A 16,413-nucleotide genomic window follows, 5' to 3' on the forward strand; every position below is an offset into this window, starting at 1 on the left:
TTGGAGTTTTATGTGACAGCGATGAATGGAGACAATCTAAGCGGCTGCCTGTTTGGAGCTATAGCCAAGAAAACTCAAAATGAGGAATGAGGAATGAGGCTAGAAGGGAAATTGTTATGAGAAAAAAAGCGATTGGTATTGATTTAGGAACAACGAATTCCGTTATGGCTGTTGTTCGTGAAGATGTGCCAGAGATTATTCCGATGGGGACGAATGACGATCAGGTCTTACGTTCAGCGGTTTACTTCTCAAATATTAGTGGCCAAAACCATGTATCTTTTGGTAAAGAAGCCATCGAGCGTGGGACAGAAATCGGAAGTACAGAAAACTTTAAGTTTGACTTCAAACGTGACATCGGGCGTCCGATTGCCAGTGATACACCAGACCACACACGTGTTAATTCTATTATTCTTTCGGCCTTGGTTTTGAACGAATTCCGTAAACGCGCCTATGTCGTTGGTCAGGAGATGGGACAAGCAGACGGTATCAAGGATGCTGTCATCACTGTGCCTGCCTACTTTACGTCAGATCAACGTGCGGCAACGAAGAATGCTGGTCGTATCGCAGGATTTAATGTCTTGCGTATTATCAATGAGCCTACAGCTGCGGCCATTGCCTATGCCCACACTAAAAGTGCCCAAGGAAATGTCTTGGTCTTTGACCTTGGTGGAGGAACTTTTGATGTTACCATCATGCGCGTGGCTGATCATGCCTATGATATTTTAGCGACTGACGGGAATTCACGCCTTGGTGGGATTGACTTTGATAAGCGTCTTGTGGGCTACATCATGCAAGAGTTGGAAAAACAAGGGGTCAATATGACTAACCTTTCCGAGAAGGAAAAAATTCAACTTCAATATAAGGCTGAGCAGATTAAGACTAGTCTATCTGTGAATGACCAAGCTCTCTATGAGCATTATGTCAATGGTCAAGGTTACGGTGTCTTGATTACTCAAGCAATTTTCAATGAAATTACCTTGGACCTCCTCAAAGATACTGAAATCAAGGTACAATCTACCCTTCAAGCGTCTGGCTTGAAATGGGAAGAAATCGACCATATCCTGCTTGTGGGTGGTTCAACACGTATGCCAATGATTCGTCAAATGATTCGTTTGATGAGTGGTTTGGAACCTAAGTTTGACCTTAATCCAGACACTATCGTGGCACAGGGGGCATCTATTTTGGCCGAGCTTATCGTCAATAACGAGGTTAGCTTCTCTGAGCACCAGGATGGTAAGACAACTGAGACAGACAGAGTAGTTGTCAAGGATGTGACCTCTCAGGGAATAGGTCTGCTCTTCAAGAAAAATCCAAACAAGAACTACAGCTTTGTGGGTGACTACTATAATAGTGTCGTGGTTCCACGTAACTCGGTCTTGCCTTTGGCTGTTACCAAGGATCTCTTTGCGGTCGTGGATGGACAGAGCAAGTTTAAACTTCGTATCACAGAAGGAAATTACGAGAATCCATTTGCTGTGAAGATTTTAGGACAAGTGGAAGGGCAAGTGCCACAACCTCGTCAGAAAGGCGAGCTCTTGGCGCAAGTCACCTATGCCTTTGACTCAGAACAAATTGTTACTGTGACAGTGTCGGATCCTCGAAGCAATACTGTTGTGGCACGCTTTTCAGTCAATGCACAAGTCAACCAAACCCAAGAAGTGGTTAAGGAAGATTTGTCAGAACTTCAAGCTATTTTTGCTAAATTCATCTCATGATAGACTACTACAAAGCAATTGATACAGAGACAGGACAGGAAGTGCCCTATTTAAGAGAGGTCAGTAACCGTGTCTCTCCAGAGATGTCGGCTCAAGATTGTTTCGTGGCCCTTTCCTTTTTACGTGAGGAGCTGGAGGAGCTCTGGACAAATGGTACCTTGGATAAAGAAGGTGAGCGTTTGCGCAGTGAGCTCTACACGATTCGCTCAATCTTTTTCTCAGACCATGAGAAGTTACAATACGACCGAAAGCTTAGACAGGCTCAGAGAAAGACCTTGGAAGTTGACAAGGGGACGACCACTGATACTAGCAATGTATCAGGTAAAAAGGAAATCCCTTTTGAACCTGTTGCGGTGACTCAGACCAAAGAGTCACCTCTTAAAAATTACCTCTTTGCCGCCTTCGCCTTTGTGATTCTACTAAGCTTGATTCTCTTTTTCAATATCAATGTCATCGTTCTTATTATCGGAGCCATTCTAATTGTGGCTTTGATGTTACTTATGTCTTAGGAGATATTAATGGAAACCAATCAATTAACATTTGAACATATCTGTTTCAAATATAAGGGAAATGATAACCAGCTCTTTACAGATTTGGATGTTACTATGGAGACTGGCCAAGTTGTCGGTATCTTGGGTGCCTCTGGTTCAGGGAAAACAACTTTAACTGAGATTCTCCTTGGCCAGCTTAAACCAACCTGCCAACAATTTCGTATTTTAGAAAATGGCAAACCTGTGACTGCTGGTTCACGCTCTTGGTCCTATGTGCCCCAACAAAATCTTCTACGTGAGTACCTCAAGGTATCTGAGACCTTTGATTTTTATGCGGACCATCATCTGAAAGGAAGTGGTAAGCTGACTAAAAAGCATCGCATTGCAGGGATTATGGATGATTTAGGGTTGACGGAATTTGCAAACAAGAAGATTTCAGAGCTTTCTGGTGGGCAAAAACGCCGTGTCTCCATTGGTATCGAGCTTCTTAGCCCTAGTCCCTACTTTATCCTTGATGAGCCGTCTTCAGGCTTGGATGCCCTTAGTGACCGTAATCTCTTACGTACCTTGAAAATCTTGGCTAAATCAGCTAACAAGTCTATTGTGGTTATTACCCACAACACAGAAAATTTGGCTATTTTTGACAAGATTATCTTCTTGTCTAAGGGACGTCCGACATTTGCAGGGACTTATGAAGAGTTGCTTTTGGAATACAAGACTAGCGATCCTTATATGATTCGTAAATATATGGATATGAATATCGCAGATGTCTACCAAGAGCTCAATGCTTCAACACGTATTTACAAGATTTAGGGAGACTTATGAACGCAGCATTACGATTAAGTTGGTATAAATTTAAACACCACTACATGGATTTTGTTAAGGTTCTTCTGGGCATTGTCGCTTTCGAAGGCTTAATCCTCTATATTCAAGACAAGGGATTTTTGAAAGATTTCGAAACAACTCGAATGACCCTCTTTCTCTTGCTTTTCTCAACCAGTCTCTTGATTGTGGTTCAAAACAGTATTTATATTTCTAAGGAACGCTCAGTCCTCAACCGTGACTTTTTCTCAGGTTTGAGTCGTTCGGCCTTTGCCTTGGCTAGTATGGGGATTCACGCCTTCTTTGCCGTTTTGGAAACTATTGTCTTTATCCTATCTTACTCTGTTTTTAGTAAGTTCTTTGACAAAGAATTTCCAGACGCTGGTCATATTTTTGGTTCCTACCGTTGGGAAGTTGGGATTACAGTGCTTCTGGTTTTCTTGGCTTCGCATTTCATTGCCCTTTTTATCTCAGCCTTGGTTGGCAAATCTGAGATTACCTCTGTTATCCTAGCAGTTGTTGTGGGGATCATGCAATTTTCATTGTCAGGAACTATCCTATCTTTGCCAAAAGCCATTGATTGGGTACAAAAATTTATCTATCTAGGTTATGGGCACAAGCTTTTTGGGATTTCTAGTGACTTGTCAGACTTGCCATCTAGCTTGGCTAAGTACAGGGTCCCTGTTCCTAAGAGCCAGTTGGAGGCCTTTCAAGGGTCTACAGGTGAATTCTGGGGCCAATGGTGGGCTTTGGTACTTCATTGCCTCGTTTATGCCCTACTCTTTTTCGTCACACTTCAGAAGAAGGAGAAATAAATGCAACAATATGATGAATGGCTAATTGACTTCCAAGTTCAGTATGGTCGCAAGCCAAGTGATAAGGAAGTTGCCGAAGCTGCTAAGACTGGTTTTGCTCTTTCTAGTGGCTTAAGCAGACAGAAAAATTCTAAATTCAGACAAGTCTTGTCTAAGGTTGGTTTGGGAGATCTCAAGTTTAGCTGGTTTTTAGTTTTGGAAATTTTGCTCTTGATTTGTATTGCTCTCTTTGGCTATGTTGTTGGCTATCTATTTATCTAGGAGAACCTCATGAAACAGTTTAAACATAAAAAGTTTATCGGTTTGGCCTTGCTTGTCTTTTTGGTCTTCATGGTACTTGGAAAATACACTCAGAGCACGGCTTTTACATCGTCTTCAAGAGTTTATGCCACAACCGTTGTCGATAAGAATACCGGGAACAAGGTGCGTTTTGAAGTCCGAAAAATCAAGGGAGACAAATACGAAGTTAAAAATACGGAGACTGGGGATACTTATCAGGCTAATGCCCAAGCCGGCGAAGACCGTTCTTTGAGCTTTAAGTTGGCTGGAACTAACGGCAACTCAGACGGTACTATCCGTATCACACCAAGTATGGTGCCTGGAGGAGATGCAAAGGTTGAAATGACTGACTCAAACACCTATACTCAGGTTGAGGGAGGTTCTGAAGTCGTTGAGTCTAGCGAGGCTTCGTCTAGTTCTTCAAGTAGCCAAGTTAAAAGCATTATTAAGGATATTTTGGAATCAAGTACTTCATCATCCTCTGGTAGCGACGCAAGCTCAGAGTCGTCTTCTAACGATCCAAATAAGCCAAATGCAGATATCAAGACTAAGACGGATGTCAATGGTGATAAGGAAACCACTTATATTGCAGACTATTCGACTGAGGACATTAAGTCTATCACGGAAGCTTTTGGGAAATGGCTCTATCAGTCTGATTATGCCAAGGATGCTGTTTTAGTTCAAAGTAGCTTTGACAGTATCACTAAGGTCAATGATGGTAGTCCAACCTTCCTTTCATTTAAGGCACCTAAGGAAAAAGATAGCAGCCAAACGATTACCATCCTTGCTAATCTCATCAATGCAGATGGCTATGAACATATTACTGGTGTTCCGAGTGGTATCATCAATGGTAAGGAAGTCTCAAACTATGATTTCAAGGACTATAAAAACACGGTTGATTCCTTTGCTCTAGGAATTAATGAAAATAGTGGTAAGACCGCAGACTATAGCCCAACATCATCTTTCCGTCTTTATACCTTGAAGGATAAGAAACATGCTATGTATGAAGACGATGCCGCTGAACAAAAAGCCCTCTTTAAGGACTTTTCAGCTGATGATAAAACTGGTGGCAATTATAATGGCTACAACAAGCTCTATAAGGATTTGGTTGACCAAGATAAGGATTCTTACCAAATTGTTCTCGGATCTAATGGTACTGTTTATTATGTAACTAACTACTGGAAGGGCAATTACGATAAGAAGGCTGTTCAGACCTATAAGGTAGCACCAGATGACATGCAAGAGGCTTACCAAGAGCTGCTCAAGCATTACTCTAGTGCTAGCACGTCTGATAGCACAGAATCTTCAAGTTCTTCACAATCATCAGAGTCATCGTCAAGCTCATCAGAGGCCAAAACAGAATCAAAAACGGAAACCAAGACCGATCAAACAGGCATGGATGTTAATGCTATCAAGGATAATAACTTCCAAAGCCTTGAAGGGACTTGGAAGAATGGGAATGGTAATAGTTTGACATTTTCTAAGGATCAAGTAACTGCACCAACAGATTATGAAGTTCAAAATGCTAATTCAAGTCTTGAAAATGGCTACCTAAGAGCGAGTCTAAGAACAGGGATGTATGGCGCAATAATCTTTTTCATCCCGAAAGGTACGACATTACCAAATGTGTCAGGAAATAATCCTGATGCTTCAGATAATACCAAAGACCGTATCCTAGTGACCCAATCAGGGGATGCACAATCTGACGCCAAACAATTTTACTATAAGGCTGACTAGACCTTAGGCTTAAAAGTAAGTCTTGGAACTTCTAAGAAGGTCGCAGAGGTCCGTAGTCACCTAAAGAAAGTTTCTAAAAGAATATGTCTTTAATGAAAAAGTTGAGATAAAATTATCTCAACTTTTTATGTTACATTTGTAACTTTAATTTAATAGTAAGTCCATCTTATATAAATAAATGGATTCTTAGAGGTATTATAAACTTTATTAGAAATTTAATTATTGTGAAAACTTACAAAAAGCTATATAATGAGTAGTGTTGTAAAAAGGGCTTCCTAGGGGATTTTTGAGGAAGTTTCTTAAATCAGATTAAAGGGAGAGGGGGAAAAGAATGACTTTTATTATTGAATCGCTATTTGCTGTTTTTAAAGATTTTCATTGGCTAGTATCTATAGACACACTCTTGATTTTCTTTGTCAATTATCTGATGTTTCATGCAGCTGGTAGGGTCAAGATTTCTTGGAGGCTACTTTTATTAGGTGGTCTTTTGTCAGTTGTTTTGACTCCCCTTCTTCCTATGGGATTCAAATTTTTACTTAATCCTCTCATATTATTTTGTTTTAGTTATTACAAACGTCCAGACTTGCCATGGATAGAGCCGGTATTTAATAGCTTTTATGCCTGGGGAACAACCAATATCATTATACGGGGCCTGTCATTAATCGTCTTTCCTTTACTTTTGGGAGCCGACTTGACTAGCCGTATTCCAGAATCTTTAACGGAGTTTATCTGTGTGGTAGTTACCTATCCTATTTACCTCTTGGTTCACCGTTTTATTGGTTATGAATATTTGCAGGTCGAGGAAAAGGAGCGCTTGCGCATACACTTCACCCCTATTGTTATTGGGGTTAGCTTTGCCTTTCTTTCATATGGGCTTTTAAATGAATTCATGCCTTACTTTGCTAGTATCTGGCCTGTGGAAGTGGTTAACAATTATGCTAAGTTGGTCGTTCTATTGGCAACAGGCGCCTTCTTTATCGTTGTTTCCTATGCCAATCAGTGGATAAAGGATGAACTTTTTCTGGAGTTGAAAGAGGAGCAGGAACGTCATTTCCAGAGCTTACAGGAATCTAGTAGGCATATCCTCCATCTTTATCAGGAGTTATACCGTGATGGAGTGCCTAAGGTAGTTGTACCTAAGAAGGCTAAGACTGTTCTGGCTACTAGTCAAGAGGGAGACAGTCAAAACCTATCTGAGGAAGAAGTTCCCTTCAGCAAGGTTATGCCAGATATTCCCAACCTGCTTTCTCAATTGTTACGTTCCGTCATTGAGAGTAAGTATATGGAGTTTCATGCTGTTGGAGTTGATTTTATCATGGAGGTTCCAGACCCTATATCCCCATCCCATATTGATATAGTGGATTTATCAGCTGTCCTAACGACCTTCTTGGACAATGCCTTATTGAGAGCTCATGGTCAAGAAAATAGCTTAGTTCGTCTGTCTTATTACCAAAGTGGAGAGGTTCAGGTCCTCTCTGTAGAGACAACCCTTTCGCAAGACAGTGCTGAGGCACCTCACAAGGCGTACGAGAATCATCTGTCAATCAATGAACAGTTCGAAGATATTATGGAGCGTTACCCTCAGTCTAAACTTAGCTTTAAGAATGATAAGTTCATCTATAGACAGCAATTTGAATACTAAACAACTTGAAAAAATATATAGAAAGGAGATTCGATGTTTGAATCGTTTTTGGGAATAAATTTTTTAAATCTCTATAATACAGATGCCTTTCTAGCCATTCAGATTATTTTAACGCTGACGATAAACTGTGCTATTTTCAAACGAATGACAGACATTCGTATCTCCTGGACGGTGTTTCTGACCTTAGCCCTGCTAGATGTGGTCCTTCAGTATAATATTAAGAGTATGAACATGATTGCTGATGTCTTTATTCTGATGGTTTTGGCTATTCTGGCTAAAGGAAAGACTTGGACGGTAACGCAGTATGCTTTTCATACCTTGTTTCCAGTGGTGACATCAGATTTGCTTTATCGTTTATTGGGGCTCTTCTTTATTCCCCTTCTCTTAAATCTCCCTGTAGCTGAGGTGGGGTCTAATGCACTTTTCTATCTCTTATCTTACGGTTTGATTTTGCCACTTTATTTTGTTTTTGACCGTTTCTTGGGCTTGGATTTGAAGCGTTGGAAGGTCTATAGTGATGACTCTTTCCATAACCTCCAGATTTCTAGAAGAGCTGCCTTAGCCATGGCTACTTATTTAGTGGGAATCTTTCTCAGTATGAATTTAGATGACTGGTTACCTGGTTATTCTTTAGATTTGGAATTGAGACTTCGTATGTTAGGGGTTCTCTTGTCTGCAGTGGCCTTTATTTTCCTAGTTGCTCATCTTAATCAACTGTCTAGGCAGTATTTGGAAGAGAGTTTGGCCATGGAGGAAAAACGGCATTTGAATAGTTTGACCAAGGCCAACCAAAAGATTGATCTTCTCTACAATGAATTGTTACAATACAGACAGTCTTATCAGACGGTTGTGGAACAATTTTCAGAGGAAGTGCGTGACCAGGAAGAGGCCCTTGCTGAACAGGTGTATCAGAATGTTCTTAGAGAGAGTGCCAAGGAGTTTGAACGTTTCCGTGTCATTGATAATCCTAAGCTAGAAAATATTCAATCCTTGCCCTTACGTAGTCTTCTTTCGGCTCGTATAATGGAGGCTAAACGTAGTAATATTCCAGTGACTTGTGATATTCCTGAGGAGATTTCAGGCTTTACCATGAACGTGGTTGACTTGACCTTGCTGGTGTCCATTTTCTTTAGTAATGCGATTGATGAGAGTAAGCAGGTGCCTGCCAGTCAAATCAATTTTAGTTTTCATCGTCATGATAAGGATGGGAGTTACCATTTCGTCATGGAAAATAGGACGCAAGAAGAAAAAGTTGACCTTGATGCCATTATGCAGGAAGAAAATCAGAAGAAGACCTCTGGTCTTAACCTTCACTCAGCCAAGGATATTCTTAGGAAGTATAGTGATGCCAATCTGATTACAAGCAGTGGTGATTACCTCTTCAAACAGGAATTGATTTTTAAATAAATATATGGAGCTAAATCAAAGGATTTGGCTCTTTTTTTCGTTACAGATCCATAAAGTAGGGCTCTTTGCTGCTGAGCTTATGCTTATGTCTGAACCTTAGGACATCGGAGGAGGAAGGGGTGAGGGAGGAGTCTGATTGTTGCTTCATTCTGTGTTATAATAGCAAGGATTAGTGGTTGTTAGCGCTAGGTGAATGGCGATTGCTTAGCCTAACGACTGGTGTAGAGACAAGAAAGGGACGTCTTATGAAATTACTTTATACGGATATGTCTCAGGATTTAACTGAAATTCTGACGGAGCAGGCGACTAGCTATGCTCAAAAGGGGAAGAGGGTCTTTTATATTGCCCCTAATGCCCTATCATTTGAGAAGGAGCGTAAGGTCTTGGAATACCTGCCTCAGTCAGCGTCCTTTGAGATTACGGTGACTCGTTTTACTCAGATGGCTAGGTATTTTATTCTCAATACGAGTAACCCGAAAACTCAGCTGGATGATACTGGTCTGGCCATGATTTTTTATAAGGTCTTGTCACATATGGGTGATGATGACCTCAAGGTTTATGGTCGTTTACGCAAGGATAGTAACTTTATTAATCAATTGGTGGACCTTTACAAAGAGTTGCAGCAGGCTAATATGACAGTTCTGGATTTGCAGCATTTGGATCAGGCGGAGAAACAAGAGGATTTGGTAAGGATTTTCAGTGCGGCTCAGGATCTCTTGTTGGCGGGAGATTTCGACAATCAATCAAAACTCAGTGCCTTCTTCAAGGAGATTACCTCAGGCCACCTAGATAAGGCCTTGAGTAACACGGTTTTGGTCATTGATGGCTTTACGCGTTTCTCTGCCGAGGAGGAAGCACTGGTTGCACTCTTGAATGATAAGTGCCACCAGATTGTCATTGGGACTTATGCCAGTCAAAAAGCTTATAAGGCTAACTTTGTTTATGGCAATGTTTATCAGGCCTCAGTGGATTTTTTGAGGACTTTGGCTCAGACCTATAAGGTGACACCTGACTACGTGACGACAGACAAAGAGGGCAATCCTTCTTTTGCACGTATTAGTCGTCTTTTGGAGAGCCGTCATGATTTTAGTACGGTAGATGAGAAGGTTACTGATCAAGACAAGCAAGCCTTGCAGGTCTGGGAAGTGGTCAACCAAAAGGAAGAGGTGGCTCAGGTTGCCAAGAGTATTCGTCAGTTGCTGGCGGATGGTAAGCGCTACAAGGATATCTTGGTCCTGCTTGGTGATGAGGAGAGTTATAAGCTTCAGGTGGGTCAGATTTTCCGAAAATTTGATATTCCCTATTATTTCGGTAAGGAAGAAACCATGTCTAGCCATCCTTTAGTGCAGTTTGTGGATTCGCTAGAGCGTATCAAGCGCTATAATTATCGTGCTGAGGATTTGCTTAATCTCGTAAAATCCGGTCTCTATGGTGGTTTTACTCAAGAGGACTTAGACCTTTTTGAGTATTATGTCAATTTTGCAGATATCAAGGGGCGTCACAAGTTCTTGTCTGATTTTACGGCCAATAGTCGTGATAAGTATGATTTAGACCAGCTTAATGCCTTGCGCTCACAACTGGTAGAGCCTTTGGACAAGTTGCTTAACAGTCGCAAACAAAAGGGTTCTAGTCTGCTTAAGAAACTTGCGGTCTTTTTAGAGGCTGTGCAAGTGCCAAGTCAGATGGCTAGTTTGACTGCCAAGGCCAGTGAAGCTGAAAAAGAGCAGAATGAACAGGTCTGGAAGTCTTTCACCCAACTCTTGGAACAGGTTGAGACTATTTTTGGAGAAGAAACACTGTCAGTGGACGACTTTTTGTCCATCTTGCGTTCGGGAATGTTGGCCTGTGATTACCGTACGGTTCCAGCCACTGTTGATGTGGTCAATGTGAAGAAATACGATTTGATTCAACCACATTCAGCTCCTTACGTTTTTGCCTTAGGCATGACTCAGTCGCATTTTCCAAAGGTTGGGGAAAATAAGAGTCTCCTGTCTGATGAGGAACGTAGTCGTATCAATGAGGCGACGGATGAGCATAGGAGTTTGGATATTGTTACGCAGAGCAATAGTCAGCGGGGGCATTTTGTGGCTATGTCGCTTTTCAATGCGGCTAGTGAACAATTGGTGCTTAGTCAGCCACAAATTCTCAATGAGACGCAGGATGACATGTCGGTTTATTTGAAGGAACTTCTTGACCTTGGTCTTCCTTTGGTTGAAAAGGGACGTAATCGTTTCGAGGCTAAGGGTGACCAGATTGGGAACTACAAGGACCTCCTATCGACTGTCATTGCCCTTAACAGTAGCCATCTAGATGCTGATTTGGACAAGGAAACGCAGACGTTTTGGTCAGTTGCTGTGCGTTATCTCCGTAAGCGACTTGATAAGGACCAAGTCTTGATTCCAAATGTGATTGACGATGTGACGACGACCAAGGTGGATGATCAGGTCATGCAGCTGGTCTTTCCGGGGGAAGAACCACTAAAATTATCAGCTTCGGCTCTGACGACCTTCTATAACAACCAATATCTTTATTTCTTGCGTTATGTTTTGGGACTTGAAGAGTTGGAATCCATCCATCCAGATGCCCGACACCACGGGACTTATTTACACCGTGTCTTTGAGCGTGTGATGGGTGATTCTTCGTCAGAAAACTTCGATGATAAATTGGAAAAGGCTATTGCTCAGACCAATCAGGAACAACCCTTTGAAATTCTCTATACCGAGGACCAAGAGAGTCGCTTGTCTCGTCAGATCTTGGAAGATATCGCCCGTTCAACTGCCAGTGTTTTGCGTGACAATGCGGCGGTTAAGGTTGAGCGTGAGGAAGCCAAGTTTGACTTGCTTTTAGCAAATAGCATCAAGATTACAGGGATTATTGACCGAGTGGACCGTTTAACGGATGGGGCTCTGGGTGTCGTTGACTACAAATCAGGTAAAAATGTCTTTGACATTCAGAAATTCTACAATGGCCTCAGTCCGCAATTGGTGACCTATCTGGAGGCCCTTCGACAAACCTATAAGGTCGATGCTGACCAGTTTTTTGGTGCCATGTATCTTCACATGCAGGACCCACAGCTTAACTTGGCTCAGTTTGGTCTGGATAAGCTAGCAGCTCAGGCTCATAAGGAATTGACCTATAAGGGGCTCTTTGTGGCTTCAGAAACAGAGCATCTGGCTGGTGGAAACTATGATTTACAAAAGACTGTCACCTATGATAAGGAGTACCTAGAAACCTTGTTAGACTACAATATAAAACTCTTTACAGATGCTGCTGAGATTATTCGAAGTGGGAATTTTGCGGTCAATCCTTATACCGAGGATGGCAAGTCTGTTCAAGGGGATCAAATCAAGTCTATTACTCATTTTGAGGCCGACCGCCACATGGGACAGGCTCGTAAACTCTTGCGTTTACCAAGTAAGGGCAAGAAGGAAGCCTATTTGGAGCTGATGACAAAAGACGAGGACAATAATCAGATGCAAGTTGCTGAAAATATCATCCCCTTTCCAGTCACTGATCAAGCTGTAAAAGCAGACAAAAAAGACCAGGAGGACAACCATGTTGACTAAAGCTTTTTTAAGTCCAACAGAGATTAAGGAACGCATTGCCCAAGAAGCAGCTTCTGACAAGGAACGCAAGTTAACACCTGAGCAGATTGAAGCCATTTACAGTAATGGTAGCAATATTCTTGTGTCAGCTTCGGCCGGATCAGGAAAAACCTTTGTCATGGTTGAGCGTATCCTTGATATGATTGGACGTGGCGTTGGTATTGACCAACTCTTTATCTCAACCTTTACGGTAAAGGCTGCAGGTGAGTTGAAAGAGCGTCTGGAAAAGCGTCTGACAGAGCAGTTGGGAGAAGTTGAGACGGATGAAGAGCGTGCCTTTCTTTCAGACCAGATAGCCAAGATTGGGACGGCTGATATTGGAACCATGGATGCCTTCACCCAGAAATTGGTTAATCAGTATGGCTATCTCCTGGGTGTGTCACCTATTTTCCGCATCATGACAGATCCTGCTGAGCAGATACTCATGAAAAATGAGGTTTATGTTGATCTCTTCAATGATTACATGCAAGCCAAGGATGCCCAACTTTTCCAAAAATTGGTCCGCAACTTCGCTGGAAATGGTAAGACTAGTAAGGCCTTCCGTGATCTAGTTTACGATGTCTATAACTTTTCTCAGGCTACTGCAGGTCCTGAAAAATGGCTACGTCAGAATCTCTTAAAAGGGCAGACGGATGCTAATCCAGACAAGGCTAAAGTTGAGCTTTTAGAGGGTCTCAAAGATGGCTTGTTGGCTGATTTCTTAGCCTTCTTAAGAGACCATTTAGGTCTAGCTCAGCGTGAATTTGCCAAGGCCAAGTATCTGATTAATGTGTCAGATGCCATTAGCCTTCTGGAGGGAGCCTTGGCCAATGACCAAACCGATATGGAGGACTTGCTCAAACAACTCTTGACTCTGTCAGGAGGGACTGGCTTGACAAATATGACCCGTCCTAAAGACGAGGAACTCAAGGCCTACAAGGAAGCTTACAACAAGACCAAAAATGAGTTTGTGGCCCAGTTGCGTGAGATTGATACCCAACTAACGGTCCTCGAGGTTTTGACCAAGCATAATGATGACATCCTACCTCTGTTAGAGCTGCTTCAGGCCTTTGTGCTTGATTTTTCAGACCAGTATTTACAGGCCAAGGTTCAGGAAAATGCCTTTGAATTCTCAGATATTGCCCACTTTGCCATCCGTATTTTGGAGGAAAATCCAGAGGTGGCAGCCAGCTACCGTGACCGTTACCATGAAGTAATGGTAGACGAGTATCAAGACAATAGCCATACCCAAGAACGCATGTTGGAGCTCCTCTCTAACGGTCACAACCGATTCATGGTGGGAGATATCAAGCAATCCATCTATCGTTTTCGTCAGGCAGACCCTCAGATTTTTAATGGCAAGTTCCAGCTCTTCCTTGAAAATCCAGATGCAGGTAAGCTAATTCTCCTTAAAGAGAACTTCCGTAGCCAATCTGAAGTTCTTGATGCGACCAATGGTGTTTTCAGCCACCTCATGGATCAGGAAATCGGAGATATCCTTTATGACAAGACGCATATGTTGGTAGCAGGTAGCGAGAAGCAAAAAGAGCCCCATCCTGAAAATGAGACTGAGGTTCTGATTTACAATAGTGATGAAGCAAGTGTGACTCCTGACGAGGAAGGTTCTGATCAACCTATCAGTAGTGGTGAGATTTCCTTGGTTATCAAAGAAATTATCAACCTTCATAAGCAGGGTGTACGTTTTGAGGACATTACCCTCCTAGCACCAACCCGCAACACCTATCTGGACTTGATGGCAAGCTTCGAGGAGCATGGAATCCCTTTGGTTCCTGACGAGTACAAGTCAAGTTACCTAGAGTCGCTAGAAGTTATGATTATGTTGGATACCCTTCGTGCCATCAATAATCCTCTTAATGACTATGCACTCGTTGCCCTCCTTCGTTCACCGATGTTTAATTTCAACGAGGATGATTTGGCTCGTATTGCTGTCCAGGCTGACGAAGGACAATTCTATGACAAGCTTCTTGTAGCTTGCACTAAAACAGGGCTTCATCCGGAAGTTGTCACACAAGGACTTGATGCCAAGTTGACTCTTTTCACTGAGACTCTGGCAGATTGGCGTGATTACAGTAAGTGGCACTCGCTCTACGACCTCATTTGGAAGATTTACGACGATCGTTTCTATTATGATTATGTTGGAAGTCTCCCTCGAGCTGAGCAACGTCAGGCTAATCTCTACGCCCTTGCTTTGCGTGCCAATGCCTATGAAAAGACTGGTTTTAAGGGACTTTCTCGTTTTATTGGTATGATTGATAAGATCATTTCTAGCGGTAACGACCTAGAGGAAGTGACAGACTTGGTTCCTAAAAATGCCGTTAGCCTTATGACGATTCACAAGTCCAAGGGGCTAGAATTCAAGTATGTTTTTGTCTTGCAGATGAATCGCAAGTTCATTGGTCACAGTAGGGATGGACTAAGTGGTAAGTATATTATCAACCGTGAAAAAGGACTTGGCATTAAGTACCTAGCTGACCTTAAAGACCAGATAAACACCAATTTGCCCAAGTTAAATGTTGTTCTAGAGACCTTAACCTTCCAGGAAAATCGTAGGGAAGAGCGTCGAGCAAGTATCTCAGAAGAGATGCGTCTGCTCTATGTTGCAATGACTCGTGCAGAGAAAAAACTCTACCTGGTTGGTAAGGGTAGTAAGGAAAAATTAACCCAGCAATTTGGCACGGATGTCGAAAATAATCGCCTACCAGTAGCTCTACGTGACCAAATCGCTACTTATCAGGATTGGGTCATGGCTTTGGATACCGCCTTTATGAGAAAGGACCTCAAGTTTACTGTTCGCTTTGTTGAGGCTGAGGAGTTGACACCAGAGGCTATTGGTCAGGTTCAAGTCAAGGCGGCAGTAGATGCCGATGACTTATCTAACAACCGCCAGACGGAAGACATTAAGCGTGCCCTAACTGTCTTAGAAAGTGTTGAAAAACTCAACCAGCTTTATGCACCAGCGATTGACCTACCATCTGTGCGTACGCCGAGCCAGCTCAAAGCCTTCTACGAACCTGTTATGGATACCGAAGGGGTGGATATTATGGACAAGAAAGAGGAAGTGCAACCTCTTGAGACTACCGCTACCTTTGAGCTTCCAGACTTTGGGCAAAAAACTAAGGTCACTGGAGCTGCAGTTGGTTCAGCCACCCATGAACTCATGCAACGCTTGATTCTTTCTGACAAGGTGACCCTCCAAGATTTGACACAGGCCTTGAGTCGGGTATCGGCAGATGATCAAGTTAAGGCGCGTGTGCAGTTAGAAAAGCTATTAGGCTTTTTTGACACCGAACTTGGGAAGCTCATTCTAGCTAACCGTGGTAAGTTGCGTCGTGAAGCACCATTTGCTATGTTGGCAGAAGATCCCGCTAGTAAAGAAGACTTTGTCGTCCGTGGTATCATCGATGGCTACCTTCTTCTTGAAGACCGTATTGTCCTCTTTGACTATAAGACGGACCGCTTCACTCATCCTAGTGAACTTAAGGAACGTTACAAAGGGCAAATGAGCCTCTATGCTAAAGCACTCAGCCAAGCCTATCAAATCGATAAGATTGATAAATACCTTATTCTCCTAGGTGGAAAAGACCTGGAAGTCGTAGAAGTATAAGCTATAACATAACCATTCTTTCATAGTGAAAGAGTGGTTTTTTTGTGTCTTAATCCCACCAAAAAAGACCGGTGTGCACACACCAGTCTTTTCGATAGATTTCCATCAGTATTGTAAGTTCGTTAAAATATTAGAGGATGGAAATAGTTATGAAAAAAAGTATCTTGTAGGTTGCTTAGGCCTACAAGGGCTATTATAACAAACTCATCTTAGTCTAAACAAGGTTAGAAAAATTAGAAATAACTGCCACAAATATTACTAGTTTTTAATAGTTAGAATCCATAATAGCAATAAAT

General features: G+C 42.3%; 10 protein-coding genes. All 10 read left to right on the top strand.

Features of this window, described 5'->3' with window-relative positions:
• The first annotated feature begins 116 nt into the window (after positions 1–116).
• The 10 genes from AX663_RS01855 to addA all read left to right on the top strand — a co-directional run bounded on the left by AX663_RS01855 (position 117) and on the right by addA (position 16,117).
• A complete protein-coding gene (locus AX663_RS01855; protein ID WP_060972533.1) occupies positions 117–1,715 on the top strand; it encodes an Hsp70 family protein in 1,599 nt (532 codons plus the stop codon).
• Complete coding sequence (locus tag AX663_RS01860; RefSeq protein ID WP_060972534.1) at positions 1,712–2,224, top strand: hypothetical protein; 513 nt, start codon at positions 1,712–1,714, stop codon at positions 2,222–2,224. Before AX663_RS01855 ends, AX663_RS01860 begins: the two co-directional genes overlap by 4 nt.
• 9 nt (positions 2,225–2,233) lie before the next feature.
• Complete coding sequence (locus tag AX663_RS01865; RefSeq protein ID WP_002891779.1) at positions 2,234–3,019, top strand: ATP-binding cassette domain-containing protein; 786 nt, start codon at positions 2,234–2,236, stop codon at positions 3,017–3,019.
• An 8-nt stretch (positions 3,020–3,027) separates the two neighbouring features.
• Complete coding sequence (locus tag AX663_RS01870; RefSeq protein WP_002891777.1) at positions 3,028–3,843, top strand: ABC transporter permease; 816 nt, start codon at positions 3,028–3,030, stop codon at positions 3,841–3,843.
• On the top strand, positions 3,844–4,104 hold the full coding sequence (locus AX663_RS01875) for a hypothetical protein (RefSeq protein ID WP_002891774.1): 261 nt from the start codon (positions 3,844–3,846) through the stop codon (positions 4,102–4,104).
• A 9-nt stretch (positions 4,105–4,113) separates the two neighbouring features.
• Entirely contained in the window at positions 4,114–5,859 is a 1,746-nt protein-coding gene (locus AX663_RS01880; protein ID WP_060972535.1) for a DUF6287 domain-containing protein, read from the top strand.
• 331 nt (positions 5,860–6,190) lie between these two features.
• Positions 6,191–7,501 (top strand): hypothetical protein, encoded by a 1,311-nt coding sequence (locus tag AX663_RS01885; RefSeq protein ID WP_060972536.1) that lies wholly within the window; start codon positions 6,191–6,193, stop codon positions 7,499–7,501.
• A 33-nt stretch (positions 7,502–7,534) separates the two neighbouring features.
• Positions 7,535–8,908, top strand: coding sequence for a GHKL domain-containing protein (locus AX663_RS01890; protein ID WP_060972537.1), 1,374 nt, complete (start codon positions 7,535–7,537; stop codon positions 8,906–8,908).
• 245 nt (positions 8,909–9,153) lie between these two features.
• Positions 9,154–12,474 carry an ATP-dependent nuclease subunit B gene (gene rexB / locus AX663_RS01895; RefSeq protein WP_060972675.1) on the top strand — a complete coding sequence of 1,107 codons (3,321 nt, stop codon included), beginning with the start codon at positions 9,154–9,156 and terminating at the stop codon, positions 12,472–12,474.
• Positions 12,464–16,117, top strand: a complete 3,654-nt coding sequence (gene addA / locus AX663_RS01900; RefSeq protein ID WP_060972538.1) for a helicase-exonuclease AddAB subunit AddA — start codon at positions 12,464–12,466, stop codon at positions 16,115–16,117. The genes rexB and addA overlap by 11 nt, the downstream gene beginning before the upstream one ends.
• Positions 16,118–16,413: the final 296 nt, after the last annotated feature.

The sequence above is a fragment of the Streptococcus sp. CCH8-H5 genome (assembly GCF_001556505.1).
In the GTDB taxonomy this organism is placed as follows: Bacteria; Bacillota; Bacilli; order Lactobacillales; family Streptococcaceae; genus Streptococcus.